The following is a 25,966-nucleotide window of genomic DNA, read 5'->3' on the forward strand; positions in this document are numbered from 1 at the left end:
CCCCGTGAGGACCTTCGTGGCGGTGGGCGTGGCGGCGCTCGTCGTCGCGCTCACCGGCGGGTGTGCGGGGTCGGACGGGTCGGACGAGGGCCCGCCCGCGGGCGTCACCGAGTCCACGAGCCCCGATTCGGAGAGCCCTGACCCGGAGAGCCCTGACCCGGAGAGCCCTGACCCGGAGACGCCTGCCCCGACGCCTGGGCCCGGCGACGTCGTCGACAGCGAGGCGTGTGATGAGGTGCGCCAGGGCATCGACGCCTTCAACCTCGGGCGCTACGACGAGACGGTGGAGCACTTCGAGAACGCCGTGCCCCTCGCGGAGGAGCAGGACGACGGCTCGGAGGCGGCGAGCCAGCTGGTCGAGGCGGTGCGCTACTACGCCGACCTCGCCGCCGGGCTCTACCCGGAGGCCGCGCGGACCTCGCCGGACTTCGCGAAGTACAAGGCGATCACCCTGGGCCAGTGCGTCCCCGTCGACGGCGAGACCTCGGAGTCACCCGGCGTCGAGGTGTGACGGCTCATGTGGGTCCAGGACTTCGAGGGGCGAGACGATCAGCCGCCTGACTCGCGGGTCTGGACGTACGACCTGGGCGGCGGAGGGTGGGGTGATGGGCAGCGGCAGGTCTACACGGGTGACGCGGCGAACGCCGACCTCGACGGTGCCGGACACCTCAGGATCACGGCCCGTCGCGAGGTGGACAACACCATCACGTCGGCACGCCTCACGACACGGACGAGCTTCGCCACGAGGTACGGCCGGATCGAGGCCCGGATCAAGGTCCCGGGCGGTCGTGGCACCTGGCCCGCGTTCTGGATGCTGGGCGCCGACATCGACGAGGTCGGGTGGCCCGCGTGCGGTGAGATCGACGTCATGGAGCACGTCGGGACCGAGCCTCGGCGCTGCTGCGGGACGCTGCACGGGCCGGGCTACAGCGGGCTCGCGGGAGGAGTCGGCGCGGCCATCGACGCCGGCACCGATCTCTCCGAGGACTTCCACGACTATGCCGTCCTCTGGGACGAGTCGGGGATCACGTGGCTCCTCGACGACCGGGAGCACCACCGGCTGACGCGGTCGGACGTGCCCGGACCCTGGCCCTTCGACCACCCGTTCTTCCTGCTCGTCAACCTGGCGATCGGGGGCGACTGGCCGGAGCTCGACACCGACACCCCGGACCTCCCAGCGGTGCTCCTGGTCGACCGGATCAGCGTCGACGAGCTGGACTAGCCAGTTCGGGCGTTCTGCCCCACGCGGGCACTGAATGTGGGTCCGGTGCCACCCAGTGACACCGAATCCACACCCAGCCTCGGCGGTGTCGGTCGTCCTGGTCGCGCTGACGAGCCGGAGGGTGACCTACCCAGTCGGGGTGAACGCCGTGCAGGTGCTGACGGGAGGCACCCGGTTGCCCCATCCTGTGGGGATGCATCGCGTCGTGACGCGCCTGATCATCGGTGGGGTCCTCGGAGCCGCATTCGCCCCGGTGGGCCTCGGGCTGCTTGCCACGAGCGCCGCCGGCGCCGAACGCGGTCCTCGCGTGGTCCTCGACGGCACCACTGCCACGGCAGAGCGCGCCGACGACGGCGGGTCGACGGCGTCGGTCGAGCTGATCAACACCGGTCGTGCCCGGGTCGACCTCGACCAGGATGCCGTCGAGGCCGGGGCGTGCGGGGTCGAGCTCGGCACGACCCAGCTGCTGGGCCTGCGGACCACGACGGTCGACCTCACCCTCGACGAGGACTGCTTCGACGACGCGTCCGAGGTGGAGGTCGACCTCGACGGGGCCGGCGTCCTGCCTCCGGCCACGATCAGCGCGCCGGCCGAGGAGGAGAGCGTGTGGACGCCCCTCGCCTGGGCCGCCGCGGTGGGGCTCGTCGTCGCGGTCGGTGTCTGGTCCTTCGCCTGCGAGACCCGGGCGACGGTCGACGGCGCGCAGGCCGCGCCCTCGGACGACATGATCGACGACCGTGAGCGGAGGTACGTCGCCGTGCGGGACCTGGTCACGTCGCGGCTCGCCGGTCTCAGGGGCCAGGTGCCCGGGTGGAAGGACTGTCCCGCGCCTGCCCGCTTCGGGTGGACGGCCGCCGTCAGCGGGCTCGAGGCGGGCTGGTCGTTCAAGGACTCCTGGGTCTCCAACCTGACGGTCGCCTCGACCGGGTTCATCGCCCTCGCGACCAGCGTCGATGCCTTCACCGCCCTCCTGGGCGAGGAGCCGAAGGCGGCGCTGCGCGTCATGACCGTCGCCGGTCTCGTCAGTGCCGCGCTCATCGCGCTCGCCAACACCCTGGTCAAGCTGCTCGGCACGAGCACGACGAAGGTCAGCGTCGCCGGCCTCGTGGCGTCGACCTGCCTCGTGGTGTTCGCCGCGACCTTCCAGGTGGTGTCCGTCGGCCTCGGCGCGATGTCGCTGGTGTCGGGGTGGGCCGATGCCGCTGCGTTCCTGCTCATGCTCGCGGTCGGGACGGCGCTGGTGGCCTACGCCCACCGGACCCTGCGCGAGATGCTGGAGAAGGGGCCGGCGGACAACCTGCCGGTGGTCCCGGCCGACGCCCTCGACGCGTGGAAGGCGGGCACGGACTGGGAGAAGCAGCTGGTCGGGCAGCGGGTGCGGGCGACCTTCGCAGAGTGGCTCCAGGACGACCCCGTGGCGGTCGACGCCTACCCGCTGCCCGACGGCTGGCCGACCACCTCGCCCGGCGACCACGGCTTCCCGAGCGGTCAGGCCTCGCTCCTCTAGATCGCGCTCACCGACCCGCAACGCCGATCAAGCGGGGCCGTGCCGGCCCGGTGCACAGTGGTCCCATGACCGCGACCGACACGTTCGCCGCCTTCCTCGCGACCATGGTCGAGACCCTCGACCTCGACAGCGAGGAGCGGGCGCGTCGGCTGCACCTCTCGCGCTTCCACCTCGACCGCATCGTCTCGGCGCACGGCGGTGAACCGCCGGGGCGGATGCGACGACGCCTGCTGCTCGAGCGCGCCGCCTTCGAGCTGGCGGTGACCGACCGCCAGGTCGTCGACATCGCCCTCGGGGCCGGCTTCTGCTCCCACGAGGCGTTCACCCGGGCGTTCCGGCGCGCCTACGGGGCGCCGCCCGCCCGCTGGCGGTGCAGCCCCACGCGCACCCAGATCGACTCGCCCAGCGACATCCACTTCCACCCACCGGGCACCCTCCGGCTGCCCACGACCACGAAGGTGACGACCATGGACCTGCTGACCCGCATGCTGGAGCACCACCTGTGGCTGACGGGTGAGCTCATCACGCGCGCCGAGCGCCTCACCGACGAGCAGCTCGACCAGCCGATCGAGGTCTCCGTCGGCACCATCGACGACGACATGACCGTCCGCTCCGTGCTGGGCCGGCTGGTCGGCCAGCTCGCCCAGTGGAACGCCGCCTCGTCGCAGCGTCCCTACGACTGGGGCCCCGAGCGGGGCAAGAGCCTCACCACCCTGCGCCGGGAGCTCGCGGAGGAGGGGCCGGCGTTCCTCACCCAGGTGCGCGAGACGGCGGAGGAGGGCCGCCTCGACGACACCTTCCTCGACGTCACCTGCGACGAGCCGCGCGTCTTCACCTACGGCGGGATGGTCGCCCACGTGCTCACCTTCGCCGCCGTACGCCGCGTGGTGGTCCTCGGAGCCCTGGAGTCGTTCGGCATCACCGACCTCGACGCCGGCGACCCGATCGACTGGGTCAGCCGCGCCTGACCGTCGTCGGCCCGGGCTGCGGCGCGTCGAACGTGATGAAGTCGTGGCGTACGGCGAGCGCGAGCGTGGCGGCGTACGACCCCTGCGGGTTCATCACGTCCGACACGCCGGGGTTCACCACCGCCGGCGACCCGATCGACTGGGTCAGTCGTCCTTCGTGACCCGCGAGGCCGTCCGGCTCACCGTCAGCGCGATCATCCGCGCGACCACGAGCGCGAGGTAGAGCATCCCGGCGATCTGCTCGAGCATCACGAACGAGCGGGCGTGCGGGCGGATCGGATAGATGTCGGAGAGCCCGGTGCTGGTCATCGTGGTGACCGAGAGGAAGAGCATCTCGAACCACGCGCGCGCCTCGAGCGGGTTGGACACCACCGAGAACGACTCGGGCCAGACGATGTCGATCGCGAGGTAGAGGTAGGCGAAGCCCCAGGCCACGACCGTGAAGGTCGCGCCCGTCGCATACAGCTCGTCGGTCGTCACGACGTGGTCGGCGAACATGTATCTCAGCAGCGCATAGCCGGTGTAGAAGTAGAACGCCGCGTGGAAGATCGACGACCAGAGGACCACCGGCTCGGTGCCGGGGGAGACGGCTTCCCAGATCGTCAGCACCACGACGGGCAGGCCGAGGATGCCGGAGACCCAGCTCAGCGCGGGGGTCATCCGCACGGCCATCACCGCGATCACCAGGACGGCGAGCGCCAGGATCGAGAACACCGCGCGGCCGGCCGGCTGGTTGCCCAGGAACGGGTAGACGAGGATGCCCAGGAGCTGGATCAGCAGCAGGTCCGCGCACGGGTGCCGCAGCACCGGGATCCGGCGCCAGTCCACTACTTCACCTCTCGCATCACCAGCACCGAGCGCGCCTCCTGCACGAGCGTGCTGCCCGACTTCACCGGCGTCCCGATCGGGTTGTCCGGGTCGGTCGAGAGCACGATCTCGCCCGAGTCGACCCAGTCGTTCTCGGGCAGGGTCACCTCGACGTCGTGCGCGGACGCGTTGAGCCAGATGACGAACGAGGTGTCGTGCTGCTGCTCCCCGCGCGGGCCGGGGGCGCGGAGCGGGTCGCCCGACACGAACATGCCGAACGCCTGGAGGCCGTCGTCGTGCCAGTCGTCGCCGGTCATCTCCCGACCGCTCGGGTGCAGCCAGGCCAGGTCCTTGGGGCCGCCGCGGATGGTCGGGCGCCCCTCGAACCAGTGCCGCTGCCTCAGCGCGGGGTGGTCGCGCCGGATCCGCAGGGCGGTCTTGGTGATCTCGTAGACGTCGAGCCAGGCGTCGTCCGGGCGCCAGTCGATCCACGAGATCTCGTTGTCCTGGCCGTAGGCGTTGTTGTTGCCACCCTGGGTGCGACCTCGCTCGTCGCCGGCGGTCAGCATCGGCACCCCGTTGGAGAAGCACAGCGACGCCATCAGGTTGGCGGCCTGGCGGCGACGGAGAGCGAGGATGTCGGCGTCGTCGGTCTCGCCCTCGACGCCGCAGTTCCAGGACCGGTTGTTGTCGGTGCCGTCGCGGTTGCCCTCGCCGTTCGCCTCGTTGTGCTTGTGGTCGTACGACACCAGGTCGCGCAGGGTGAAGCCGTCGTGGGCGGTGATGAAGTTGACCGAGGCGTACGGCGAGCGGCCGTCGTCGGCGTACAGGTCGCTGGACCCCGCCAGCCTTGTCGCGACCGTGCGCACGCCCGAGGTGTGGCCGCGCCAGAAGTCGCGCATCGTGTCGCGGTACTGGTCGTTCCACTCGACCCACGGCGGTGGGAACTCACCGACACGGTAGCCGTCCATCGAGGCGTCCCACGGCTCGGCGATGAGCTTCACGTGACGCAGGACCGGGTCCTGCCCGATGGCGGTGAGCAGGTGGCTGCCCATGTCGACGCGCTGGTCGGTCCGGGTCAGGGCGCTGAGCAGGTCGAAGCGGAAGCCGTCGACGTGCATCTCGTTGACCCAGTAGCGCAGCGAGTCGAGGATCATCCGCAGGCTCTGGGTGTGGGTCGCGTCGACGGTGTTGCCGCAGCCGGTGACGTCCCAGTACGTGTCGGTGGGCGAGCCCGTGTCGTCGGCCACCATCGCCTCCACCACGTCGGCGGCGTCGACGCGCTGGTAGTAGCCGAGGTCGTCGAGGCCGCGGAACGACAGCGTCGGCCCGAGGGGTCCCGCCTCGGCGGTGTGGTTGTAGACGACGTCGAGGTAGACCTCGAGGCCGGCCGCGTGGAAGGCCTTGACCATCTCCTTGAACTCGCGCACCTGCTCGCCACGGTCGCCGCTCGCGGAGTAGGCGTTGTGCGGGGCGAAGAAGGCCAGCGAGTTGTAGCCCCAGTAGTTGACCAGCCCGTTCTCGGCCAGCGCCGGCTCGGAGAAGAACTGGTGGACCGGCAGCAGCTCGACCGCGGTGACGCCCAGGTCGCGCAGGTAGTCGGTCACGGCCGGCGTCGCGAGACCCGCGTAGGTGCCGCGCAGCTCCTCGGGCACCCGGTCGTGCAGCCGGGTCATGCCCTTGACGTGCAGCTCGTAGATCACCGTGTCGCGCCAGCGCCGACCGTGCTTCACGTCGTCGCCCCAGTCGAAGGTGTCGTCGACGACGACGCTGCGCGGGACGTACGGCGCGGAGTCGAGCGTGCTCCGCTCCTCGGGCGCGTCCACGTCGTGGCCGAAGATCGCCGGGCCGGGGGTGAGGGTGCCGGAGACCGCCTTGGCGTAGGGGTCGAGCAGCAGCTTGTCGACGTTGAAGCGCAGTCCGCGGCCGGGCTCCCACTCGCCGTCCATGCGGTAGCCGTAGCGGGTGCCGGTCGGCAGGTCGGGGACGGCGCAGTGCCAGATGCCGAGCGAGTGCTCGGTCAGCTCGATGCGTCGCTCGGTCGCGTCCTCGCCGTCGCCGTACAGGCACAGCCAGGCCGCCCGGGCGCGCGGGGCGTAGACCGCGAAGTTGGTCGCCTCCGGCCGCCACGTGGACCCGAGCGGCCAGTTGCGGCCGGGCCACACGGTCGTCGTCTCGCCGGCGTGGGCCCACAGTCCAGGTGTCACCCGGGCATTGTGCCTGCCCCCGCATCGACGCGCGGGATTCCGTGGCGCTATGAATGCTCGTATGACCCAGGACATGACCCAGGAGACGCAGGACAGCCCGCAGGACTTCGTCCGACTCGAGGTGGCCGACGGGGTCGGCACCATCCGGCTCGACCGGCCGAAGATGAACGCCATCAGCTTCGCCGTGCAGGCCGGGCTCGCGGCCGCCGCCCGGGAGGCGACCGAGCGCGACGATGTGAAGGCCGTCGTGGTGTACGGCGGGGAGCGGGTCTTCGCCGCCGGCAACGACGTCAAGGAGATGGCCGACCTGTCCTACGCCGACATGGTCAAGGCGTCCGCGTCCGTGCAGGGAGCCGTCACCGCGATCGCACGCATCCCGAAGCCCGTCGTGGCGGCCGTGCGCGGCTACGCCCTGGGCGGCGGTTGCGAGCTGGCGCTGGCCGCCGACGTCCGGATCGCCGCCACCGACGCGACGTTCGGGCAGCCCGAGGTGCTCCTCGGGATCATCCCCGGCGCCGGCGGGACCCAGCGCCTCGCGCGGCTGATCGGACCGAGCAAGGCCAAGGACCTGATCTTCACGGGCCGCTTCGTCCAGGCCGACGAGGCGCTGGCGCTGGGCCTGGTCGACCGGCTCGTCGAGCCCGACGAGGTGTACGCCGCCGCGCTGGCCTGGGCCGGACAGTTCTCGGGCGCCGCGAGCCTCGCGCTGCGGGCGGCCAAGACCTGCATCGACCGTGGGCTGGAGACCGACCTCGACACCGGCCTGGAGATCGAGCAGATGCAGTTCGCGGCCGTCTTCGCCACCGAGGACCGTGCCATCGGCATGCGGTCGTTCGTTGAGAACGGTCCGGGCAAGGCGACGTTCGTCGCGCGATGATGCACGGCAGACCGCACCACCGACGGAAGGACCCTCGTGGCCAAGGACAGCACTGACACCCAGGACAAGTCGGACGGCAAGGGACGCGCGGCGTCCGCCGCCGCTGCACTGCGTGCCCGGATCGCCCAGCTGGTGTGGCTGGTCTGCGTGCTGTGCGCGCTGGCGCTGGCGCTGGGGGCGCTGCTGGTGGCGCTCAAGGCCAATCCCGACAACGAGCTCGTGCAGTTCATCAAGGACGCGGCGAGCTACGTCGACCTCGGCGTCTTCGACCGCAACGAGGGCGTGCTCAAGTTCGACGGCGACAACGCGGCGACGAAGAACGCGTTGGTCAACTGGGGCCTCGGCGCGGTGGTGTGGCTGATCATCGGACGGATCCTGGACCGCATCATCCGCCCCTGAGGCGCTTGTGGTCCGTGGGGCTGGCCGTCGTGGATGACAGGTCGAGTGCGCTACGCGCAGTAGTCACCACGTGGCCCAGCACTCGACCCGGGCTCTCTGGACACCGATCGAGCGCTGTGCCATGTTGTGACACTGTGTGACAACTCGAGTGTCATCGGCTGTCCGGGAGGGGTGGCCACGCTCGGGAAGACGAATCCTGGGAGGGACTCTGATGGCTTCCACGCTGTCCAAGAAGTGCTCGGTCGCGGCCGTCTCCGCGATCCTGGTGGGAGGAACGGCCGTCCTCGCGGCGCCCGCCGGGGCCGAGTCCGGCGCGCTGCTCTACACCTGCAAGGACCCGACCGGCACCGACCGCACGTTCTCGGTCAAGGCCGACACCGACGCCCCCGCCACCGTGGTGGCCGGCACCGCGTTCACGCCCAACCTCACGGCGACCGTGACCGTCCCGGAGGAGCTGCGCAACCTCCTCTACGGCACGGCCGGGGCCCGCACCGTCGAGGGCGGCACCAACTCCAGCGGCGCCTCGTCCTCGGTGGGCTACGCCGTGGACGGCACGCCCGGCACCCTGGCCGCGCAGATCCCGGTCACCACGATCCCGGCCTCCGGGACCCTCACCGTCGTGGCCACGGCGGCCGGCAAGCCGATCACGCCCACCACGAACGGCGACCTCAAGATCACCGCCGGCGACTTCACGGCCGTCCTGGTCGGCAAGAACGGCAGCGGCAACCCGGCCCTGCTGTCGCCGTACACGATCCCGTGCAAGCTCAACCCCGGTCAGAACGCCGTCGTCGACACGGTGGCCGTGACGGGCGGGACCGCCCCGACGCCCACCCCGACGCCGACCCCCACGCCCACCCCGGGCGCGAAGGCGAGGACGGAGTCGAGCGCGAAGGTGACGTACGCGAAGAAGAAGGCCACGGTCAAGGTCACGGTCAAGGCTGCGACCGGCACCGCCACCGGCAAGGTCACGATCACCCTCAAGAAGGGCGCGAAGAAGCTCAAGTCCGTCAGCGCCACCCTCAAGGGCGGCAAGGCCAGGGCCGTCTTCTCGAAGATCAAGGCGAAGGGAAAGTACAAGGTCGCGGTGAAGTACGCCGGATCGAGCACGACCGAGGCGTCGTCGACGAAGGCGTCCTTCACGGTCTCCTGAGCCCGGCCCGTCGGGCCCGATGTTGTGAGTAACCCCACCGCGGACGCTGTTCCGCGGTGGGGTTACTCACTTGTAACCTCGGCAGCACAATCGCCATAACAGGAGGGGCCGCGAGGCCACACACCATGAACATTGTCGTCTGTGTGAAGTACGTACCCGACGCGACCGCCGACCGGCAGTTCGAGTCGGACAACACCGTTGACCGCGTCGGCGTCGACGGCCTGCTGTCCGAGCTCGACGAGTACGCCGTCGAGCAGGCGCTGCAGCTCAAGGAGAAGGCGGGCGAGGGCGAGCACGAGGTGATCGCGCTGTGCGTCGGTCCCGAGAAGGCCGTCGACGCTGCTCGCAAGGCGCTGCAGATGGGCGCCGACAAGGCGGTCCACGTGCTCGACGACGCCATCGCGGGCTCCGACTACATCGCGACGTCGCTGGTGCTGGCCAAGGCCATCGAGAAGATCGGCGTGCCCGACCTGGTCGTGTGCGGCATGGCCTCGACGGACGCCTCCGGCTCCGTCGTGCCCGCCATGCTGGCCGAGCGCCTCGGCCTCCCGCAGGTCACGCTGGCCTCCGTGGTCGAGGCCCAGGGCGACCAGGTCCGGATCAAGCGCGACAACGAGGGCTCCACCGAGGTCATCGGCGCGACCCTGCCGATCGTGCTGTCGGTCACCGACCAGACGGGTGAGGCCCGCTACCCGTCCTTCAAGGGCATCATGGCGGCGAAGAAGAAGCCCCTGGACGTGTTCTCCCTCGCCGACCTCGGCGTCGACGCCGGCGAGGTCGGCCTGTCGGTGGCGTGGTCGCAGGTCGAGGAGACCACCGCCCGCCCGCCGCGCACCGCCGGCGAGGTCGTCACGGACGAGGACGGTTCGGGCGCGGTCGCGCTGGCCGAGTTCCTCGCCTCCAAGAAGTTCATCTGAGGGAGATCAGTCAATGTCTGAAGTTCTGGTTGTCATCGACCACGCCGACGGCGCGGTCAAGAAGCCGACGTTCGAGCTGCTCACCATCGCGCGGCGCCTCGGCGAGCCGTCGGCCGTGTTCTTCGGCGCGGCCGACCAGGCCGACGCCGTGGCCGAGAAGGTCAAGGCGTACGGCGCGGAGAAGGTGTACGTCATCGACGACGCCGAGCTGAAGGGCTACCTCGTGGCCCCGAAGGCTGAGGCGATGCAGCAGCTGGCCGAGAAGAGCTCGCCCGCGGCGATCCTGTTCCCCTCGACGTTCGAGGGCAAGGAGGTCGCGGCCCGCCTCGCGATCAAGATCGGGTCCGGCCTGATCACCGACGCCGTCGACGTCCAGGAGGGCCCGGTCACCACGCAGTCGGTGTTCGCCGGCTCCTACACGGTCACCGCGAAGGTCACCCAGGGCACCCCGATCATCACGGTCAAGCCCAACTCGGCCGCCCCCGAGGAGGCTGCTGGTGCCGGCGCCGTGGAGGCGTTCGCGCCGTCGATCTCGGACGCTGCGAAGACCGCCCAGGTCATCGCCTCGCAGCCGCGGCAGGCGACCGGTCGCCCGGAGCTGACCGAGGCCGCGATCGTGGTCTCGGGCGGTCGTGGCACCGGCGGCAACTTCGAGCCGATCGAGAACTTCGCCGACTCGCTCGGCGCCGCCGTGGGCGCCTCGCGTGCCGCGGTCGACTCGGGCTGGATGCCGCACGCGTTCCAGGTCGGCCAGACCGGCAAGACCGTCTCGCCGCAGCTCTACGTCGCCAACGGCATCTCGGGCGCGATCCAGCACCGCGCCGGTATGCAGACCTCTAAGACCATCGTGGCCGTCAACAAGGACAACGAGGCCCCGATCTTCGAGCTCGTGGACTTCGGTGTCGTGGGCGACCTGCACACGGTCCTCCCGGCCGCCACCGAGGAGATCACCAAGCGCAAGGGCTGACCCCTCGCCGTACGCCGAACGCCCCCGACCTCCCGGTCGGGGGCGTTCGCACGTCCGGACGGTCAGCGGGCGTGCACGCGGACGTCCCAACGCCCGTCCTGCTCGACGAACTGCACCCGCATCGACCCCCGTCGGCCCTGCAGGGAGAACCGGGGACCGGCACGCAGGCCCGGGAAGACGCGCCCGCAGCTGCCGTGGCGTGGGACCTCGACCCGGTGCACCGTCCTCCAGCCGCTCGGCGTCGAGCGCTGAAGAAGGTCGGGCCAGCCGTCGCGACCACGGCTCGAGGTGAGTCGGAGCAACCGGTCGGCGGCGACGGGGACGACGACGTCACAGCCGCCGTCGGTGCCGACCGGCACCGCCGTGGCGGAGCCGCGGCCGAGCACCACGGTGCGGTGATGGTCGGGGACGGCGACCAGGCCGAGCGTGGCGTTGGGACCGACGGCCTGGGCGCGCAGCGGCCACGCGGTCCACGCGGCTCCGTCGGGCGAGCTGACCAGCCGGTCGGCGCCGGTGCAACGCAGCGAGAGCGCGTAGAACCCGAGGCCGGCCGTGAGGTCGTTGCGGTAGTTGCAGCGCGTCCCACTCGACCTGGTGAGCATCGACACGGGGGACCGCCACGCCTGCGCCGCGGGGTCGAAGACCTGCACGCGCAGGTCGGCGGGTCCGTTGCCCACCACCGCGAGCGGGAGGTCCGGTGCGTCGAGGAGCAGGGGCGCGAAGCCGCGCAGGAAGCGGTCCGACAGCAGCCCGGGTGCGGACAGCGGTGCGACCGCGCTCACCACCCATGGCGAGTCGTCGCCGGACCGGGTCAGGCGGGCGTTGGACCACTCGTCGGCGTCGTCGCCGAAGGCCAGCGTGCGGGAGTCGATCGCCGTGACGCCGGTGGAGTAGCAGTCCGGGCCGGTCGGCAGCACCTGTCGCGTGGGGACCCCGGCGGACAGGTAGGTGTCGAACGTGACCGAGCACGAGTCGTCCTCGTAGGCGATGGTCACCGTCCCGGCGTCGGTGATCATCGGCGCCTCGCCCTCGAAGACCGGACGGGGCGGGTCCGCGACTCGGCGTACGAACCCGGTCGCGGCGCTCCAGGTGTAGTAGTCGTCGCCCCGGGCCCACACGGCCTGCGTGCCGTCGGGTGAGATGCCGGTCGAGGCCCACCCGTAGCCGGGCAGCCGGCGGGACTGCCAGGTCTGCGTGTCGGCGGAGACGATGGCGTGGGGGTGTCCGTCCCACTCCTCGACCAGGGCCGGACCGCACCCGATCCGCACGGCCACGCCGTTGCCCGACCCGCGCGCCACGACCCCCCAGCACCGCAGGTCGTCGTCGTGGAAGATCACCTGGGCCGGGCCCCAGGACCGCGTCGCCGCGTCCCAGCGCCGGCCGCGAATGCTGCGTCCCCCGGCGGTCGACGTCACCTCGTAGCGGTCGCCGTCCGCCAGGGCGACGACCTGGCCCCGGAGGACCGGGTCGGGCAGTCCCGCCAGCGGCGACGACGGGTGCGGTGGCACCGGTTCCGGCTCCGCGTGGGCGGGTGCTGGCACGAGCAGGGCGGCCAGGAGGGCGAGCGTGGCCGTGGCAGCGCGGCGCATGTCAGTACGTCCCGCGCCGTACGACCCAGCCGTCACCGCGCGGTGTGACGACCAGCGACGCCACCCGACGGCGCCCGAGGAAGTTGTAGGTCGTCGGGCGCTCGTAGAGGGCGACGTCGGACTCGCGGCACGTGTCGTCGCCGACCCGGGACCGCGGGATCGTGGTGTCGGTGCGTCGCCACCCGCTGGACGTGGACACCTCGAGCCGGCTCGGCCAGCCCCGATCTGTCGACGCGGTCAGCCGGATCGCGGTGTCGGGGGAGACGGGTTGGACCGCGTCGCAGCGGTTGTCGCCGCCGACGGGCAGCCTCACCACTCCTTCCTCGCGGGAGAAGACCAAGGTGCGCCGCGCGTTGGAGACCGACACCTCGGCGTGGTCGGGCGCCACCCCGAGAGGGCGTCCGGCCAGGGACACGTCGGTCCAGGTGGCGCCGTCCACGCTGACGAGCACCCGCTCGGCCTTCCCGCACCGCACGCGCAGGGCGAAGACGCCCAGCGGCTCCTGGATGAAGTTGTCGCCCCAGGTGCACGCGGTCGGCCCCGTCCGGATCGCGGTGGGGGCCGACCAGCTGTGCGCGACCGGGTCGTAGGACTGGGCGTAGAACGTCCGCTTGTCGGGTGATCCCACGGCCAGCAGCGGCAGTCCGGGCGAGCTGGTGAACAGGGTGGTCGCCGTGCCGCGGCCGCGGTGTCGCACGAGACCGGGCGCACGGTCGGGCGCAGGACCGGTGACGGCCCACGGCGACGCGGTGTCCGGTCGGGTGATCGTGACCGCCGACGCGGGATACTCGCGCTCGCCGAAGAACACGGTGGTGGCGTCGACGTTCGCCAGCCACACGTCGGCGCAGGCGTTGGGTACGTCGAGCTCCTGCCTGCTCTCGGCACCGGTGGCAGCGACGTCGAGCACGGTCATCACGCAGTCGCGACCGCGGTCCCGGGCCTCGCCGTACATCACGGACACGTCTCCGGCGTCGGAGATCATGCCGGTGATCGTGTACTCCTGACCGGGCAGGCTGCGCTCGACCTCGGTGAACCGCCCGTTCGTCCACGTGACCCAGCCCTGGTGGACAGGCCAGATCGCTGCGTTGCCGCTGGGCGAGATGCCGGGCTCGTCGTAGGCCTCGCCCGGCAGGGTGGCCCGCTGCCACGTCGAGCCGTCGGGGGAGTAGAGCGCCTGCGAGTGCGTGGGAGCCTGGTCGTCGGCGTAGCCTCCCCGGTCGCACCGCGCGATCACGGCGATGGCCGTGCCGGCTGCGCGGGCGTCGACGTTGCCGCAGTAGAGGTCCTTCGCGCGCAGCACCACGCTGCGCTCGCCCCAGGCGCTGGTGGCCGCGTCGTAGCGGCTGCCCCACACCGTGCGCTGGTCGGGGGACACGACGACCTTGAACCGGTCGCCGTCCGCCAGGTCCACGATGACGCCGGTGCCCAGCCGCTCCGGGAGGCCGGCGGTCGGGTCCGTGCCCGACGCCTCGCCGGTGGGTGGAGCGGCGACGAGCAGTCCCGCCGCGAGCACGGAGCCGAGAGCGATATTCCCCCGCATGACACATCCCTTCCGAGCGTGAGACGTCGGTCGGCAGCAGCTGCGCTCGACCTACGCTGGCCAGCATGAGCATTGCCTATGACGAGGGCGACGTGCGAGAGGTTGCCGCGCGAGCGCGCGTGGCGAGCCACGACCTGGCCCTCGCGACACGTGCCGTCAAGGACGCCGCGCTGCACGCCATGGCCGACGGCCTGCTCGCGGCCGCCCCCGAGGTCCTGGCCGCCAACGCCGAGGACGTCACGCGCGCCGAGGGCAACGGCACGCCGCCCAACATCATCGACCGGCTGCGGCTCGACGACGACCGGCTCGAGGCGATGGCGGCCGGGTTGCGCGAGGTCGCCGGCCTGCCCGACCCCGTGGGCGAGGTGGTGCGGGGATCGACCCTCGCCAACGGCCTCGAGCTGCGCCAGGTGCGGGTGCCCTTCGGCGTGGTCGGGATGATCTACGAGGCCCGTCCCAACGTCACCGCCGACGCCGCCGGCATCTGCCTCAAGTCCGGCAACGCGGTCCTGCTGCGGGGCTCGTCCAGCGCGCGCTCCAGCAACGCCGCGATCGTCACTGCCCTGCGCACGGCCCTGCTGGCCTCCGGGCTGCCGGAGGACGCCGTCCAGCTCGTGCCCGGTGACTCGCACGACTCGGTGAAGGCGCTGATGCGCGCGCGTGGTCTCGTCGACGTGCTGATCCCGCGCGGCGGCGCCGGCCTGATCCGCAGCGTCGTCGAGGAGTCCACGGTGCCCGTCATCGAGACGGGCGTGGGCAACTGCCACGTGTACGTCGACGCGTCGGCCGACCTCGAGCAGGCGCTCGCGATCGTGGTCAACGCCAAGACCCACCGCACCAGCGTCTGCAACGCGGCTGAGTCGCTGCTGGTCCACGCCGACATCGCCGACGACTTCCTGCCACAGGTGATCGACGCCCTCCACGAGCGCGAGGTCACGATCCACGGCGACGACCGGTTCACCGAGTACGACGGCGTCGTCGAGGCGACCGAGGAGGACTTCGGGGCGGAGTACCTCTCGCTCGACATCTCCGCGGCCGTCGTGGACGACGTCGAGGCAGCCATCCGGCACATCCGCACCCACTCCAGCGGTCACACCGACGCCATCGTGGCCCGCGACCAGGCGACCATCCGCCGGTTCGTCGCCTCGGTCGACTCCGCCGCCGTGCTGGTCAACGCCTCGACCCGGTTCACCGACGGCGGTGAGTTCGGCTTCGGCGCCGAGATCGGGATCAGCACCCAGAAGCTGCACGCCCGGGGGCCGATGGGTCTGCCGGAGATGACGTCCACGAAGTACGTCGTGATCGGGGACGGCCACATTCGGTGACCCGGCCTGCGGCCGATAGGATGCGGCGCATGTCGCTGAGCGCCCTGAGCATCCACGCCGTCCAGATGGCCTCCGAGACGGCCGACGAGCCGGCCGTGTCCCCCTACCTCATCGGGGCCATCGCGCTGGCGATCCTGCTGGGCCTGCTGCTCGCCCTGATCTCCTTCGGCGGCGGGCGCGAGCACAGCTGACGTGCCCACCGAGGAGCGGACCGTGCGCCGCGTCGGGGTCATGGGCGGCACCTTCGACCCCATCCACCACGGCCACCTCGTGGCGGCCTCCGAGGTGCAGGCGTGGTTCGACCTCGACGAGGTCGTCTTCGTCCCGACCGGGGCCCCGTGGCAGAAGGCCGACCGCAACGTCTCGCCCGCCGAGGACCGCTACCTGATGACGGTGGTGGCGACGGCGGCCAACCCGCGCTTCAACGTCTCCCGGGTCGACATCGACCGCACCGGGCCGACCTACACGATCGACACGCTCCGTGACCTGAAGGCCGCGATGCCCGACGCGGAGCTCTACTTCATCACCGGCGCCGACGCCCTCGCCGACATCTTCACCTGGCGTGACGTCGACGAGCTCTTCGAGCTCGCGCAGTTCGTCGGCTGCACCCGGCCCGGCTACGAGATGGACGAGAAGACCCTCGACGCGATCCCCTCGGACCGCGTGACCATGGTCGAGATCCCCGCCCTGGCGATCTCCTCCACCGACTGCCGCGACCGCAAGCGCCGCGGCGAACCCGTCTGGTACCTCGTGCCCGACGGCGTCGTGCAGTACATCGCCAAGCACGACCTCTACGCCTCGACCACCAAGGAATCCTGAGACATGACCGCCACCGACCACGCCCTCGAGCTCGTCCAGATCGCCGCCGCGGCGGCCGTCGACAAGCTCGCCCTCCAGGTCATCGCCTTCGACGTGAGCGTGCAGCTCGCGATCACCGACGCCTTCCTGCTCGCCTCGGCCTCCAACGAGCGGCAGGTCAACGCCATCGTCGACGAGATCGAGGACAAGCTGCGCGAGGCCGGCGCCAAGCCGATCCGCCGCGAGGGCCAGCGCGAGGGCCGCTGGGTGCTCCTCGACTACGGCGAGATCGTGGTGCACGTGCAGCACGAGGACGAGCGCCAGTTCTACGCCCTCGAGCGGCTGTGGCGCGACTGCCCGGCGATCCCGGTGCCGCAGCCGGGCCCGCCGGCTGCGGAGACCCCGGAAGCGTGACCCGCACCCTCGTCCTGCTGCGCCACGGCCGGACCGCGTGGAACGCCGAGCGTCGCGCGCAGGGCCACCTCGACGTGCCCCTCGACGACACCGGCCGCGCCCAGGCACGCGCCGTGGCCCCGGCGATCGCCGCGCTGCGTCCCTCTGCGCTCTGGAGCTCCGACCTGGCCCGCGCCAGCACGACGGCCGACGAGGTGGCCCGCGCGTGCGGGCTCACCGTCCAGGTCGACAAGCGCCTGCGGGAGTACGACGTGGGGGAGCGCTCCGGCATGACCGTGCCCGAGTTCGCGGCGGCCTTTCCCGACGAGCACGCCGCCTGGAGTGCCGCCGGCGGGCTGTTCGAGGCGACCGAGGCGGTGCCCGGCGCGGAGAGCACCGACGACGTGATCGAGCGCATCGTCCCCGCCCTGCGCGAGGCGCTGGCGTCGGTCGCGCCCGGCGAGACCGTGTGCGTCGTCGGCCACGGAGCGTCCACCAAGGTCGGCCTCGTCGCCCTCCTGGGCTGGGACCGCACCCTCGGCCAGAGCCTGCGCGGCATGGACAACTGCGGGTGGGCCACGCTGGTCGAGACCGGCGCCGGGGACGAGCTCCGGCTCGCGGCGTACAACCGGATGGCACCCGATTTCACATCTGCCGGAAGCGTTGGCTAAGATTCCGCGAGTTGTCCAAGAGACAGCCCCGATGGGGGTGTGGCGCAGCTGGTAGCGCATCTGCATGGCATGCAGAGGGTCAGGGGTTCGAGTCCCCTCACCTCCACCATCACCTCGAAACGCCGGCCCACGGGCCGGTGTTTTGCGTTGTGCGCCGGCGCAGCTGGTATCGACAGTGCCAGTCCGGGCGATGGCGTGCCGAGGGTCAGGGGTTCGAGTCTTCTCACCTCCACCATCACCTCGAGCCGGATCCGTCAGGGTCCGGCTTGATGTTTTTCGCGCCGGCGTTTGCGTCATGCGCCGGGCCGTCAGGCGCTGGCCGTGGTGGCGACGCCCGCGTGGGCCCGGAGCAGGAGGAGCGCGGTCCGCATCCGGGTCTTGGTGGTGCCCACGGGGGTCTGCATGATGCGGGAGACCTCGGCGTAGGTGTGGCCGTCGAAGTAGGCCAGCTCGACAGCACGGCGCTGCACGGCCGACAGGCAGGTCATCGCCGTGTGGACGACGCGGGCGTCGAGGTTGGCGCGCGCCTGGTCGAAGGTGGTGTCCGGAGCTGTCAACTGCGCGGTGTCCTGGTGCCACGAGTCGTCGCGTCGTCGGCCGGCGGCGCTGGAGCGCACGTGGTCCACGGTACGGCGGTGGGCGAGCGTCATCATCCAGCCGATGGCGGAGCCGCGGGCCGGGTCGAACCGGGCCGACCTCAGCCAGATCTCGGCGAACGCATCCTGCGCTGCTTCCTCCGCCTGGTGCGGGTCCCGGGCCACACGGAGGGCGATGCCGTAGATCCGGTGGGAGGTCGCCGCGTAGACCTCGGCGAAGGCGTCCTCGTCACCACGCCCCGAGCGCAGGAGCAGCTCGGCCAGCGGGTCGACGGTGGAGGGTGGTGCGTGGGTCGTGCGTGCGGTACGTCCGGTCATGGTCGAGCCTCATCGTCTTCTCGTCAGCCCCGGCGTACCCAGTGTGTGCAAGTAACTTGTGCACAAGGTAGCCGATCCACGTGCGAGAATGTGCGACATGGCCGACATCGATGCGCCGCCCCTGGTGGACCAGCTGTGCTTCGACCTCTACGCGGCCTCCCGCGCGGTGACCGCGGCCTACCGCCCGGCCCTGACGGCGATCGGCCTGACCTATCCGCAGTACCTCGTGCTCATCGTGCTCTGGGAGCACGAGCACCGCACGGTCCGCGAGATCGCGGACGCCCTGCGGCTCGACCACGGCACCCTCACGCCCCTCCTGCGCCGGATGGAGGCGGGTGGGCTCGTTGCTCGCCACCGCGACCACAACGACGAGCGCTACGTCGTGGTGTCGCTGACCGCCAAGGGTGACGCCCTGCGCAAGCACGCCCACCGCATCCAGTGCGACATGAAGGACGCCCTCGCGCTCGACGACCAGGAGTTCTCCGACCTCCAGGCCGTCCTGCGCACCCTCACCGACCGGGTCAGCTGACCCGACTGGCGGGTGGTTCGCGCCGACGCGGGCGCGGCCGTCCTCACACCAGGGCGCGGGCCAACAGGTCCTGCAGCTCGCGGTAGTGCCGCTCGGCGGCGTCCTCGTCGTACATCGAGGTGTCGGCCATGACGAAGCCGTGCGACGCCCCGGGGTAGACCGCCGTGGTGTGTGCGAGGCCGGCCGCGGACAGCGCCTCGTCGACCGTCGCGACGGCCTCGGGGGGCATCGAGCCGTCGTGGTCGGCGTAGCCGGCCAGCACCTCGCCGCGAACCTGCGGGATCGAGAGATGGGGACTGTCCGGCGCGTCCGTGACGAGCCCGCCGACGTGGAACATCCCGATCGCGGCGACCCGGTCGGGCAGCTGGGCACCGGCACGCAGCGCGAGCCGACCGCCCATGCAGTAGCCGACCGTGCCGATCGGCCCCGGAGCGACGTCCGGGTCGGCGTCCAGCGCAGCGACGTACGCCGAGAGGTCGCGGGCGGCCTCCTCGGCGCTGTGGCTCGCGACGAGCGGCATGACCGTGGCGAAGAACGCCTCGCGCTCGCCGGGGAGTCGCAGGTCGGTCGTCGGCGCGATCTCCGCCGCGGTGCCGTGGCGGTGGAAGACGTTGGGGGCGAGGACGACGTGGCCCCAGTCGGCGATCCGGTCCGCCACCCGCTCGATCTGCGGCCGTAGCCCGATGGCGTCCATGTAGAGCAGGACGCCGGGGTGGGGGCCGGGGTGCTCGGCGGGCCGGGTGAGGTAGGCCTCGGCCGGTCCGTCCGGGGTGGTCAGCTGGACACGTTCTCCACGGGTGGTCACCGCTCCAGTCTCGGCCATCGGGGTCCACGACCCCGGCGTACCCTCCGGACCATGGTCGGATCACTCCTCGGCAACCACGTCCGTCGCGTCGAGGACCCGGAGCTCCTGACGGGTCGCGGCAGCTACGTCGACGACCTGCGGATCCCGGGCACGGCGCAGGCGGTCTTCGTCCGCAGCCCGTTCGCCCACGCGCGGATCGGGTCCATCGACACCACCGAGGCCGAGAACGCGCCCGGGGTCCTGGCCGTCCACACGGCGGCGACGCTCGGCCGCGAGAGGGTGCCGCCGTTCGCCGTGGTCCACGAGCGCGTCGGGCACCCGCCGCTGGCCGACGGCGTGGTGCGCTACGTCGGCGACCCCGTCGCGCTGGTCGTGGCGGAGACCCGGGCGCAGGCGGTCGACGCCGCCGAGCTGGTCGACGTCGACTACGACGAGCTGCCCGTGGTGGTCGACATGGAGGCTGCCCTCGCACCCGACGCGACGCTGCAGTTCCCCGAGCTCGGGACCAACATCGCCCAGTCGGTCCGGGCGGTCCACCCCGAGGACGCGGGCGACGTGCTGGCCGGCGCGGACGTCGTCGTACGCGCCCGGATCGAGAACCAGCGCATCGCCACCGCGCCGATCGAGGGCAACGCGATCCTCGCCGACCCGCGCCCCGACGGCGAGGTCGAGCTGACCGCCCACGTCGCGACGCAGCAGCCGCACCTGGCACGCGACCTGCTGGTGAAGTTCACCGGTCTCGACAAGGAGCGGGTGCGCGTGGTCACCCCGCACGTGGGCGGGGCCTTCGGTGGCAAGGCGGGGATCTCCTTCACCCACGCGGCTGTCGTCGCCGCCGCCCGCATCCTGGGCCGGCCGGTGGCGTGGAGCGAGACCCGCAGCGAGGCGATGCTCTCGATGCAGGGCCGGGGGCAGGTGCAGTTCGCCGAGCTCGGGCTGACCCGGGACGGGACGATCGTCGGGCTGCGCGCCCGCAACATCGGTGACTGCGGGGCGTACGCCGGCTTCGGCGGCGCCCTGGTGGTCGGCCCGACCCACATCATGGCCCAGGGTCCCTACGAGATCCCTGCGATCGACTACGCCGGGATCGCGGTGATGACCAACACCGCACCGATGGGAGCCTTCCGCGGTGCGGGGCGACCCGAGGCCGCCGCCATGCTGGAGCGCCTGCTCGACCTGGCTGGGCACGAGCTCGGCCTCGCCCCGGAGGAGGTCCGGCGCCGCAACCTCATCGCCAAGGACGCCTTCCCCTACACGACGCGCACCGGCCTGCTCTACGACTCGGGCGACTACGAGCTCGCCCTGACCGAGGCCCTGCGGGTCGCCGGCATCGACGGGCTCCGCGCCGAGCAGCTCCGGCGCCGCGAGGCCGGCGAGGCGAAGCAGCTCGGGATCGGGGTGTCGACCTACGTCGAGATCACCGGCTTCGGCGGCACCGAGCTCGGCAGCGTCCGCATCGAGCCCGACGGGTCGGTGGTCGTCATGTCCGGCACCTCGGCGCACGGGCAGGGGCACGCGACGTCGTTCTCGATGATCGTCGCCGACCGGCTCGGCGTCCCGATGGACTCCATCACCTACGTCCAGTCCGACACCGCGGCCGTCCCCACGGGCGGTGGCACCGGCGGCTCACGGTCGCTGCAGCTCGGGGGCAGTGCCGTCGCAGCCGCGGCCCGCGCCGTACGCGAGCAGGCGGTCGACCTCGCGGCCGACCTGCTCGAGGCCTCGCCCGCCGACATCGAGGTCGCCGACGACGGGTTGCGGGTGGCCGGCGTCCCGACCCCGGTCCGGACCTGGCGCGAGCTGGGCGCCGAGGCCGCCGAGCGCGGGGTGTCGCTGCGGGCCGACCTGGACGTCCCGCAGTCCGGCGCCACGTTCCCGTTCGGTGCGCACGTGTCCGTGGTGGAGGTCGACACCGAGACCGGTCGCGTCGTCCCGATCAGGCACGTCGCGGTCGACGACTGCGGCCGCATCCTCAACCCGACGATCGTCAGCGGCCAGCAGCACGGCGGCATCGCACAGGGCATCTCGCAGGCGCTCTGGGAGCAGTTCGTCTACGACGAGGCCGGGCAGCCTCTCACCTCGACCTTCGCCGACTACCAGATGCCGACGAGCGCCGACACCATGACGTTCGAGGCGTCCAACACCGAGACGTCGACCGGCCTCAACGAGCTCGGGGCCAAGGGCATCGGCGAGTCCGGCACGCTGGGCTCCACGCCGGCCGTGCAGAGCGCCGTCGTCGACGCGCTCGCCCACCTCGGCGTGCGCCACGTCGACATCCCGTGCACGCCCGATCGCGTGTGGCGGGCCGTGCAGGACGCCCGGGCCGGCCGGCTCGCCGACCCGTGGCGCGAGCCGCCGGCCGCGTTCGACGCGCTCGAGGTCGAGCGCGGACCCGCCGACGGTGGTGTCGAGGTCTGAGCGGTCAGAGTCCCTGCCACGCCGGCTTCGCGGCGTACGTCTCGGTGAAGTAGCCGGCGAGCTGGAGCCGCGACGCGGCGGGGGAGTCGAGGACGACGGTGACGTGGGGGTGCAGTTGCAGCGCGCTGCCCGGCCACATGGCGCTCACCGGTCCCTCGACGAGGTGGTGGATCGCCTCGGCCTTGTGCCGCCCGGTGGCCACGAGCACGAGGTGGCGCGCATCGAGGATGGTGCCGATGCCCTGGGTCAGGCAGTGCTGCGGGACGTCGTCGATCCTCCCGTCGAAGAAGCGTGCGTTGTCGGCCCGCGTCTGGTGGGTCAGGGTCTTGATCCTGGTGCGCGAGGCGAGCGACGATCCGGGCTCGTTGAAGGCGATGTGGCCGTCGGTCCCGATGCCGAGCAGCTGGAGGTCGATGCCGCCGGCGTCCGCGATCGCCTGTTCGTACGCCGCACACGCCCCCGCGAGGTCGTCGGACCCGCCGTCGGGGCCGGCGACGGCGTCGGCCGCGATGTCGACCTTGTCCACGAAGGCGCGCTGGATGACGTTGCGGTAGCGCTCGGGGTGGTCGGCCGGCAGCCCGACGTACTCGTCGAGCATGAACGCGCGCGCGCCGGCCAGGCTCAGCCCGCCCGCGGCGACCCGGCGCGACAGCTCGTCGTAGATGCCCTCGGGGCTGGAACCGGTGGCGACACCGAGCACGGCGTCGGGCCGGGCCGCGACGAGCGCGCTGATGGCGTCGGCCGCGACGCGCGCGACCTCGTCGGCGGTGTCGACGATGATGACTTCCACGTTGGTTCCTCCTCCGAACGGACCAGTGGCCACGGTAGTGGTACCTACCAGCAAGGTCAACGCGAGGCCGAGCTGAGCCTGTCGTCGGGTGGTAGCGTTCGCCGCACGTCGCAAGTTGTCACTACCAGTGGAGGGACGCGGCATGACCGACGAGCCCAAGCACCGCGCCCTCCAGCGCGCCCTGATCTCCACCGCGGGCCGGCTCGGACCGGGCAGCCCGATGCCGTCGGAGCGCTCGCTGACCGACACCTACTCCATCAGCCGCACCACCGTGCGCAAGGCGATCGACTCCCTCGTGCACGACGGCGTCCTCGAGCGCGCTCAGGGCAAGGGCACCTTCGTCTCCCGAGGCCGGCTGCGCAGCACCCTGCACATGGCCTCGTTCTCCGACGACATGCGCCGCCGCGGCCTCCAGCCGTCCTCACGGCTCGTCCGGCTCTCCCGCGAGCAGACCACCGGCGCGGTGGCCGCCTTCTTCGACGGCAGCCCCGGCTGGCGGCTCGAGCGGCTCCGGCTCGCGGACGGCGACCCGATCGCCCTCGAGGTCGACTGGATCAACGCCGACCTCGTCACCGACCTCGACGCCCACGACGTGACCGGGTCGCTGTACGCGCTCCTCGCCACGGCCTACGACCGTCCCGTCGACGAGGCCGAGCAGACGGTGTGGGCGACCGCGGCCGACCCGTGGCAGGCCGCCCAGCTGGAGGCGCCCGTGGGTGCTCCGCTGATGGCCTTCGAACGGCGCTCGCGCAGCGGGGGCCGTCCGATCGAGCACGTCACCAGCTGGTATCGCGGCGACCGCTACTCCCTCCAGATGAGCCTCGACGAGTCGATGCGCACCGCCGCGACGGGGGAGGAGTCGTGACCGTCGTCCGCGCCGGCCGGCTCGTCCTGCCCGACAGCGTCATCGGCCCCGCGTGGCTCCGCGTCGAGGGCGACCGCATCGCCGACCTCGGTGCGGGCGAGCCAGCCACCTGCGACGTCGACCTCGGCGACGCCACCCTCGTGCCCGGCTTCGTCGACCTGCACTGCCACGGCGGGGGCGGTCACTCCTTCTCCGACGGCCCCGAGGCCGCCCTCGGCGCGGTCGCGGCGCACCGACGCAGTGGTACGACGACGTCGCTGGCGAGCCTCGTCACCGACACCCTCGGCACGCTCGAGCACCAGGTCCGCGACCTGGCCCCCCTGGTGGCGGACGACGAGCTCGCCGGCGTCCACCTCGAAGGACCCTGGCTCTCCTCGATCCACTGCGGCGCGCACGACCCCGCCCTGCTCCGCGATCCCGATCCCGACGAGGTCGACGGGCTCGTCTCGGCCGTCCCCGGCGCGGTCCGCATGGTCACGGTCGCGGTCGAGCGCCAAGGCGGACTGGACGCCGTGCGCCGGCTCGCCGACCGGGGCGTGATCGCGGCCCTCGGGCACAGCGATGCGACGTACGCCCTGGCCCATGCCGCGGTGGACGCCGGCGTGCGGGTGGCGACCCACCTCTACAACGCGGCTCGCGCGGTGCACCACCGGGAGCCGGGACTGGTGCTGGCCCTGCTCGAGCGGGAGGAGGTCACGGTCGAGCTGATCGCGGACGGCATCCACCTGCACCCCGCGGTCCTCCGCGACGCGGCCGTGCGGGCGTCCGGGCGCTTCGCTCTCGTCAGCGACGCGATGGCGGCGGCCGGTGCGGCCGACGGCAGCTACCGGCTCGGCGGGCTGCAGGTCGCGGTCGTCGACGGCGTGGCCCGGCTGGTGCCGGGCGGTGCGATCGCGGGCAGTGCGATCACCCTCGCGCAGGCGCTGCACCACGCGGTGCACGTCGCCGGGGTCGACCTGCCGGCAGCTGTCGCGGCCATCACCTCGACGCCGGCGCGGGTCCTGGGGCGGGACGACGTCGGACGCCTCGCGCCCGGCGCCTACGCTGACCTCGTCGTGCTCGACGCGTCCACCCGGGTGCGTCGCGTGATGCGACGTGGCGCGTGGCTGGACGAGGAGATCGATGACTGACGCCGACGGCCTGCGGGCCGAGTTCGAGACGCACTTCGGCACGGCGCCCGACGTCGTCGCGGTCGCTCCCGGGCGGGTCAACCTGATCGGTGAGCACGTCGACTACAACGGCGGACGCTGCCTGCCGATGGCGCTGACGCTCTCGACGTACGCCGCCGTGCGCCTGCGCCCCGACACGGCCCTGACCGTCCGCAGTCGCCAGCAGGACGAGCCGTGGACCGGTGACGTGACCGAGCTCGGCCCCGGTCGCTCCGACGGCTGGGTCGCCTACGTCGCCGGCGTGGTGTGGGCGATGCGCGAACGAGGGATCGAGGTTCCCGGCCTCGACGTTCTCGTCGACGGTCGGGTGCCCGCCGGCGCGGGCCTGTCGAGCTCGGCCGCCCTCGAGTGCTCCGTCGCGCTGGCGATCAGCGCCGCGGTCGGTCGGCGCGACGACGAGGCCGCCCGGCGGGAGCTGATCGAGGACTGCATCCGCGCCGAGACCGAGGTCGCCGGTGCGCCCACGGGCGGGATGGACCAGACGGTCTCGATGCTGGCCCGCGACGGGCATGCGCTGCTCCTCGACACCGCGACCGGCGAGACCGCCGACGTGCCGTGGGAGCCCGCCGAGCACGGCCTCACCCTCCTGGTGGTCGACACCCGTGCGGCGCACGAGCTCAACGACGGTGGGTACGCCGCACGGCGCGCCTCCTGCGAGGAGGCGGCCCAGCGGCTGGGCGTCGCGCTCCTCGCGGAGGTCACCGACCACGACGACGCGCTGTCGGTGCTGGCCGACGACGACGTCCTGCACCGCCGTGCGCGGCACGTCTTCACCGAGATGGACCGTGTCACCTCCGCCGTCGCGATGCTCGAGGCGGGCGACCTGGACGCGTTCGGCGCGGAGCTGACCGCCTCCCACGCCTCGCTGCGCGACGACTACGAGGTGTCCTGCGACGAGCTCGACGTCGTGGTGGAGACCTGCCTGGCGCACGGTGCGCTGGGCGCCCGGATGACCGGCGGCGGCTTCGGCGGCTCGGCCATCTCCCTGCTGCCGGACGGCGCCGTCGAGGCCGCGTCGGCGGCCGTCGCACTGGCCTTCGCGGACCGCGGCTGGCCGGAGCCGAGGGTCTTCACCGCGGTGGCGGCACCGGGCGCCAGGGTGCTGCCCGCCTGAGTTTCGCCAACCGGTCCGGCGGGTG

26 protein-coding genes and 1 tRNA gene are annotated in these 25,966 nt (G+C 72.2%); 20 read left to right on the forward strand and 7 right to left on the reverse strand.

Annotated features, from left to right (window positions below; all coding sequences use genetic code 11):
• Positions 1-4: 4 nt before the first annotated feature.
• The 4 genes from C7S10_RS14640 to C7S10_RS14655 all read left to right on the forward strand — a co-directional run bounded on the left by C7S10_RS14640 (position 5) and on the right by C7S10_RS14655 (position 3,697).
• Positions 5-511: a hypothetical protein gene (locus C7S10_RS14640; protein WP_133176528.1), complete on the forward strand. Its 507-nt coding sequence runs from the start codon at positions 5-7 to the stop codon at positions 509-511.
• A 6-nt stretch (positions 512-517) separates the two neighbouring features.
• The gene (locus C7S10_RS14645) at positions 518-1,222 is read left to right on the forward strand and encodes a glycoside hydrolase family 16 protein (RefSeq protein WP_108345169.1); all 705 of its coding nucleotides are present in this window, start codon (positions 518-520) and stop codon (positions 1,220-1,222) included.
• Between the two features lie 193 nt (positions 1,223-1,415).
• The gene (locus tag C7S10_RS14650; RefSeq protein ID WP_108345170.1) at positions 1,416-2,729 is read left to right on the forward strand and encodes a hypothetical protein; all 1,314 of its coding nucleotides are present in this window, start codon (positions 1,416-1,418) and stop codon (positions 2,727-2,729) included.
• 65 nt (positions 2,730-2,794) lie between these two features.
• Positions 2,795-3,697 (forward strand): helix-turn-helix domain-containing protein, encoded by a 903-nt coding sequence (locus tag C7S10_RS14655; RefSeq protein WP_108345171.1) that lies wholly within the window; start codon positions 2,795-2,797, stop codon positions 3,695-3,697.
• Positions 3,698-3,841: 144 nt separating this feature from the next.
• Here the strand turns inward: C7S10_RS14655 and C7S10_RS14660 are convergent, their stop codons facing one another.
• Together C7S10_RS14660 and glgX are read right to left on the reverse strand one after the other, a co-directional pair.
• Positions 3,842-4,525, reverse strand: coding sequence for an ion channel (locus C7S10_RS14660; protein WP_108345172.1), 684 nt, complete (start codon positions 4,523-4,525; stop codon positions 3,842-3,844).
• Complete coding sequence (glgX, locus tag C7S10_RS14665; RefSeq protein WP_108345173.1) at positions 4,525-6,711, reverse strand: glycogen debranching protein GlgX; 2,187 nt, start codon at positions 6,709-6,711, stop codon at positions 4,525-4,527. Before glgX ends, C7S10_RS14660 begins: the two co-directional genes overlap by 1 nt.
• A 61-nt stretch (positions 6,712-6,772) precedes the next feature.
• Between glgX and C7S10_RS14670 the strand changes: the two genes are divergently transcribed.
• The 5 genes from C7S10_RS14670 to C7S10_RS14690 all read left to right on the forward strand — a co-directional run bounded on the left by C7S10_RS14670 (position 6,773) and on the right by C7S10_RS14690 (position 11,021).
• Positions 6,773-7,588: an enoyl-CoA hydratase/isomerase family protein gene (locus tag C7S10_RS14670; protein WP_243395391.1), complete on the forward strand. Its 816-nt coding sequence runs from the start codon at positions 6,773-6,775 to the stop codon at positions 7,586-7,588.
• A gap of 36 nt (positions 7,589-7,624) precedes the next feature.
• Entirely contained in the window at positions 7,625-7,987 is a 363-nt protein-coding gene (locus C7S10_RS14675) for a hypothetical protein (protein ID WP_243395392.1), read from the forward strand.
• Between the two features lie 211 nt (positions 7,988-8,198).
• On the forward strand, positions 8,199-9,137 hold the full coding sequence (locus C7S10_RS14680) for a DUF6801 domain-containing protein (protein ID WP_108345174.1): 939 nt from the start codon (positions 8,199-8,201) through the stop codon (positions 9,135-9,137).
• A gap of 125 nt (positions 9,138-9,262) precedes the next feature.
• Positions 9,263-10,054 carry an electron transfer flavoprotein subunit beta/FixA family protein gene (locus C7S10_RS14685; RefSeq protein ID WP_108345175.1) on the forward strand — a complete coding sequence of 264 codons (792 nt, stop codon included), beginning with the start codon at positions 9,263-9,265 and terminating at the stop codon, positions 10,052-10,054.
• A 13-nt stretch (positions 10,055-10,067) separates the two neighbouring features.
• Positions 10,068-11,021: an electron transfer flavoprotein subunit alpha/FixB family protein gene (locus C7S10_RS14690; RefSeq protein ID WP_108345176.1), complete on the forward strand. Its 954-nt coding sequence runs from the start codon at positions 10,068-10,070 to the stop codon at positions 11,019-11,021.
• A 62-nt stretch (positions 11,022-11,083) separates the two neighbouring features.
• Here C7S10_RS14690 and C7S10_RS14695 read toward each other — a convergent pair whose 3' ends face one another.
• Positions 11,084-12,610 (reverse strand): hypothetical protein, encoded by a 1,527-nt coding sequence (locus C7S10_RS14695; protein ID WP_108345177.1) that lies wholly within the window; start codon positions 12,608-12,610, stop codon positions 11,084-11,086.
• A 1-nt stretch (position 12,611) separates the two neighbouring features.
• Positions 12,612-14,150 (reverse strand): hypothetical protein, encoded by a 1,539-nt coding sequence (locus C7S10_RS14700; protein ID WP_133176529.1) that lies wholly within the window; start codon positions 14,148-14,150, stop codon positions 12,612-12,614.
• A 65-nt stretch (positions 14,151-14,215) separates the two neighbouring features.
• Between C7S10_RS14700 and C7S10_RS14705 the strand changes: the two genes are divergently transcribed.
• The 6 genes from C7S10_RS14705 (at position 14,216) to C7S10_RS14725 (ending at position 17,446) form a co-directional block, all read left to right on the forward strand.
• On the forward strand, positions 14,216-15,475 hold the full coding sequence (locus C7S10_RS14705) for a glutamate-5-semialdehyde dehydrogenase (protein WP_108345179.1): 1,260 nt from the start codon (positions 14,216-14,218) through the stop codon (positions 15,473-15,475).
• Positions 15,476-15,504: 29 nt separating this feature from the next.
• A complete protein-coding gene (locus C7S10_RS22280) occupies positions 15,505-15,666 on the forward strand; it encodes a hypothetical protein (RefSeq protein ID WP_165807160.1) in 162 nt (53 codons plus the stop codon).
• A gap of 1 nt (position 15,667) precedes the next feature.
• Positions 15,668-16,294 (forward strand): nicotinate-nucleotide adenylyltransferase, encoded by a 627-nt coding sequence (nadD, locus tag C7S10_RS14710; RefSeq protein WP_108345180.1) that lies wholly within the window; start codon positions 15,668-15,670, stop codon positions 16,292-16,294.
• Positions 16,295-16,297: 3 nt separating this feature from the next.
• Positions 16,298-16,687 (forward strand): ribosome silencing factor, encoded by a 390-nt coding sequence (gene rsfS, locus C7S10_RS14715; protein ID WP_108345181.1) that lies wholly within the window; start codon positions 16,298-16,300, stop codon positions 16,685-16,687.
• Positions 16,684-17,337, forward strand: a complete 654-nt coding sequence (locus C7S10_RS14720; protein WP_165807161.1) for a histidine phosphatase family protein — start codon at positions 16,684-16,686, stop codon at positions 17,335-17,337. The genes rsfS and C7S10_RS14720 overlap by 4 nt, the downstream gene beginning before the upstream one ends.
• Positions 17,338-17,370: 33 nt before the next feature.
• Positions 17,371-17,446 (forward strand) — tRNA-Ala (locus C7S10_RS14725).
• A gap of 199 nt (positions 17,447-17,645) precedes the next feature.
• Here the strand turns inward: C7S10_RS14725 and C7S10_RS14730 are convergent.
• Entirely contained in the window at positions 17,646-18,251 is a 606-nt protein-coding gene (locus C7S10_RS14730) for a sigma-70 family RNA polymerase sigma factor (RefSeq protein WP_108345183.1), read from the reverse strand.
• 97 nt (positions 18,252-18,348) lie between these two features.
• Here C7S10_RS14730 and C7S10_RS14735 point away from each other — a divergent pair, with 97 nt between their 5' ends.
• Positions 18,349-18,780 carry a MarR family winged helix-turn-helix transcriptional regulator gene (locus C7S10_RS14735; protein WP_108345184.1) on the forward strand — a complete coding sequence of 144 codons (432 nt, stop codon included), beginning with the start codon at positions 18,349-18,351 and terminating at the stop codon, positions 18,778-18,780.
• Positions 18,781-18,823: 43 nt separating this feature from the next.
• Here C7S10_RS14735 and C7S10_RS14740 read toward each other — a convergent pair whose 3' ends face one another.
• Positions 18,824-19,585 carry a dienelactone hydrolase family protein gene (locus tag C7S10_RS14740; RefSeq protein ID WP_243395393.1) on the reverse strand — a complete coding sequence of 254 codons (762 nt, stop codon included), beginning with the start codon at positions 19,583-19,585 and terminating at the stop codon, positions 18,824-18,826.
• Between the two features lie 51 nt (positions 19,586-19,636).
• Between C7S10_RS14740 and C7S10_RS14745 the strand changes: the two genes are divergently transcribed.
• Positions 19,637-22,003, forward strand: a complete 2,367-nt coding sequence (locus C7S10_RS14745; protein WP_108345186.1) for a xanthine dehydrogenase family protein molybdopterin-binding subunit — start codon at positions 19,637-19,639, stop codon at positions 22,001-22,003.
• Between the two features lie 4 nt (positions 22,004-22,007).
• On the opposite strand, the gene nagB is transcribed toward C7S10_RS14745, so the two are convergent.
• Positions 22,008-22,793, reverse strand: a complete 786-nt coding sequence (nagB, locus tag C7S10_RS14750; RefSeq protein WP_108345187.1) for a glucosamine-6-phosphate deaminase — start codon at positions 22,791-22,793, stop codon at positions 22,008-22,010.
• Positions 22,794-22,935: 142 nt separating this feature from the next.
• On the opposite strand from nagB, the gene C7S10_RS14755 reads away from it, so the two are divergent.
• The 3 genes from C7S10_RS14755 to galK are packed head-to-tail and all read left to right on the forward strand — an operon-like array spanning position 22,936 to position 25,941.
• Positions 22,936-23,658 (forward strand): GntR family transcriptional regulator, encoded by a 723-nt coding sequence (locus C7S10_RS14755; RefSeq protein WP_108345188.1) that lies wholly within the window; start codon positions 22,936-22,938, stop codon positions 23,656-23,658.
• Complete coding sequence (gene nagA, locus C7S10_RS14760) at positions 23,655-24,788, forward strand: N-acetylglucosamine-6-phosphate deacetylase (protein WP_108345189.1); 1,134 nt, start codon at positions 23,655-23,657, stop codon at positions 24,786-24,788. The genes C7S10_RS14755 and nagA overlap by 4 nt, the downstream gene beginning before the upstream one ends.
• On the forward strand, positions 24,781-25,941 hold the full coding sequence (galK, locus tag C7S10_RS14765) for a galactokinase (protein ID WP_108345190.1): 1,161 nt from the start codon (positions 24,781-24,783) through the stop codon (positions 25,939-25,941). The genes nagA and galK overlap by 8 nt, the downstream gene beginning before the upstream one ends.
• Positions 25,942-25,966: the final 25 nt, after the last annotated feature.

The organism is Nocardioides currus (assembly GCF_003057875.1).
Taxonomy (GTDB): Bacteria; Actinomycetota; Actinomycetes; order Propionibacteriales; family Nocardioidaceae; genus Nocardioides; species Nocardioides currus.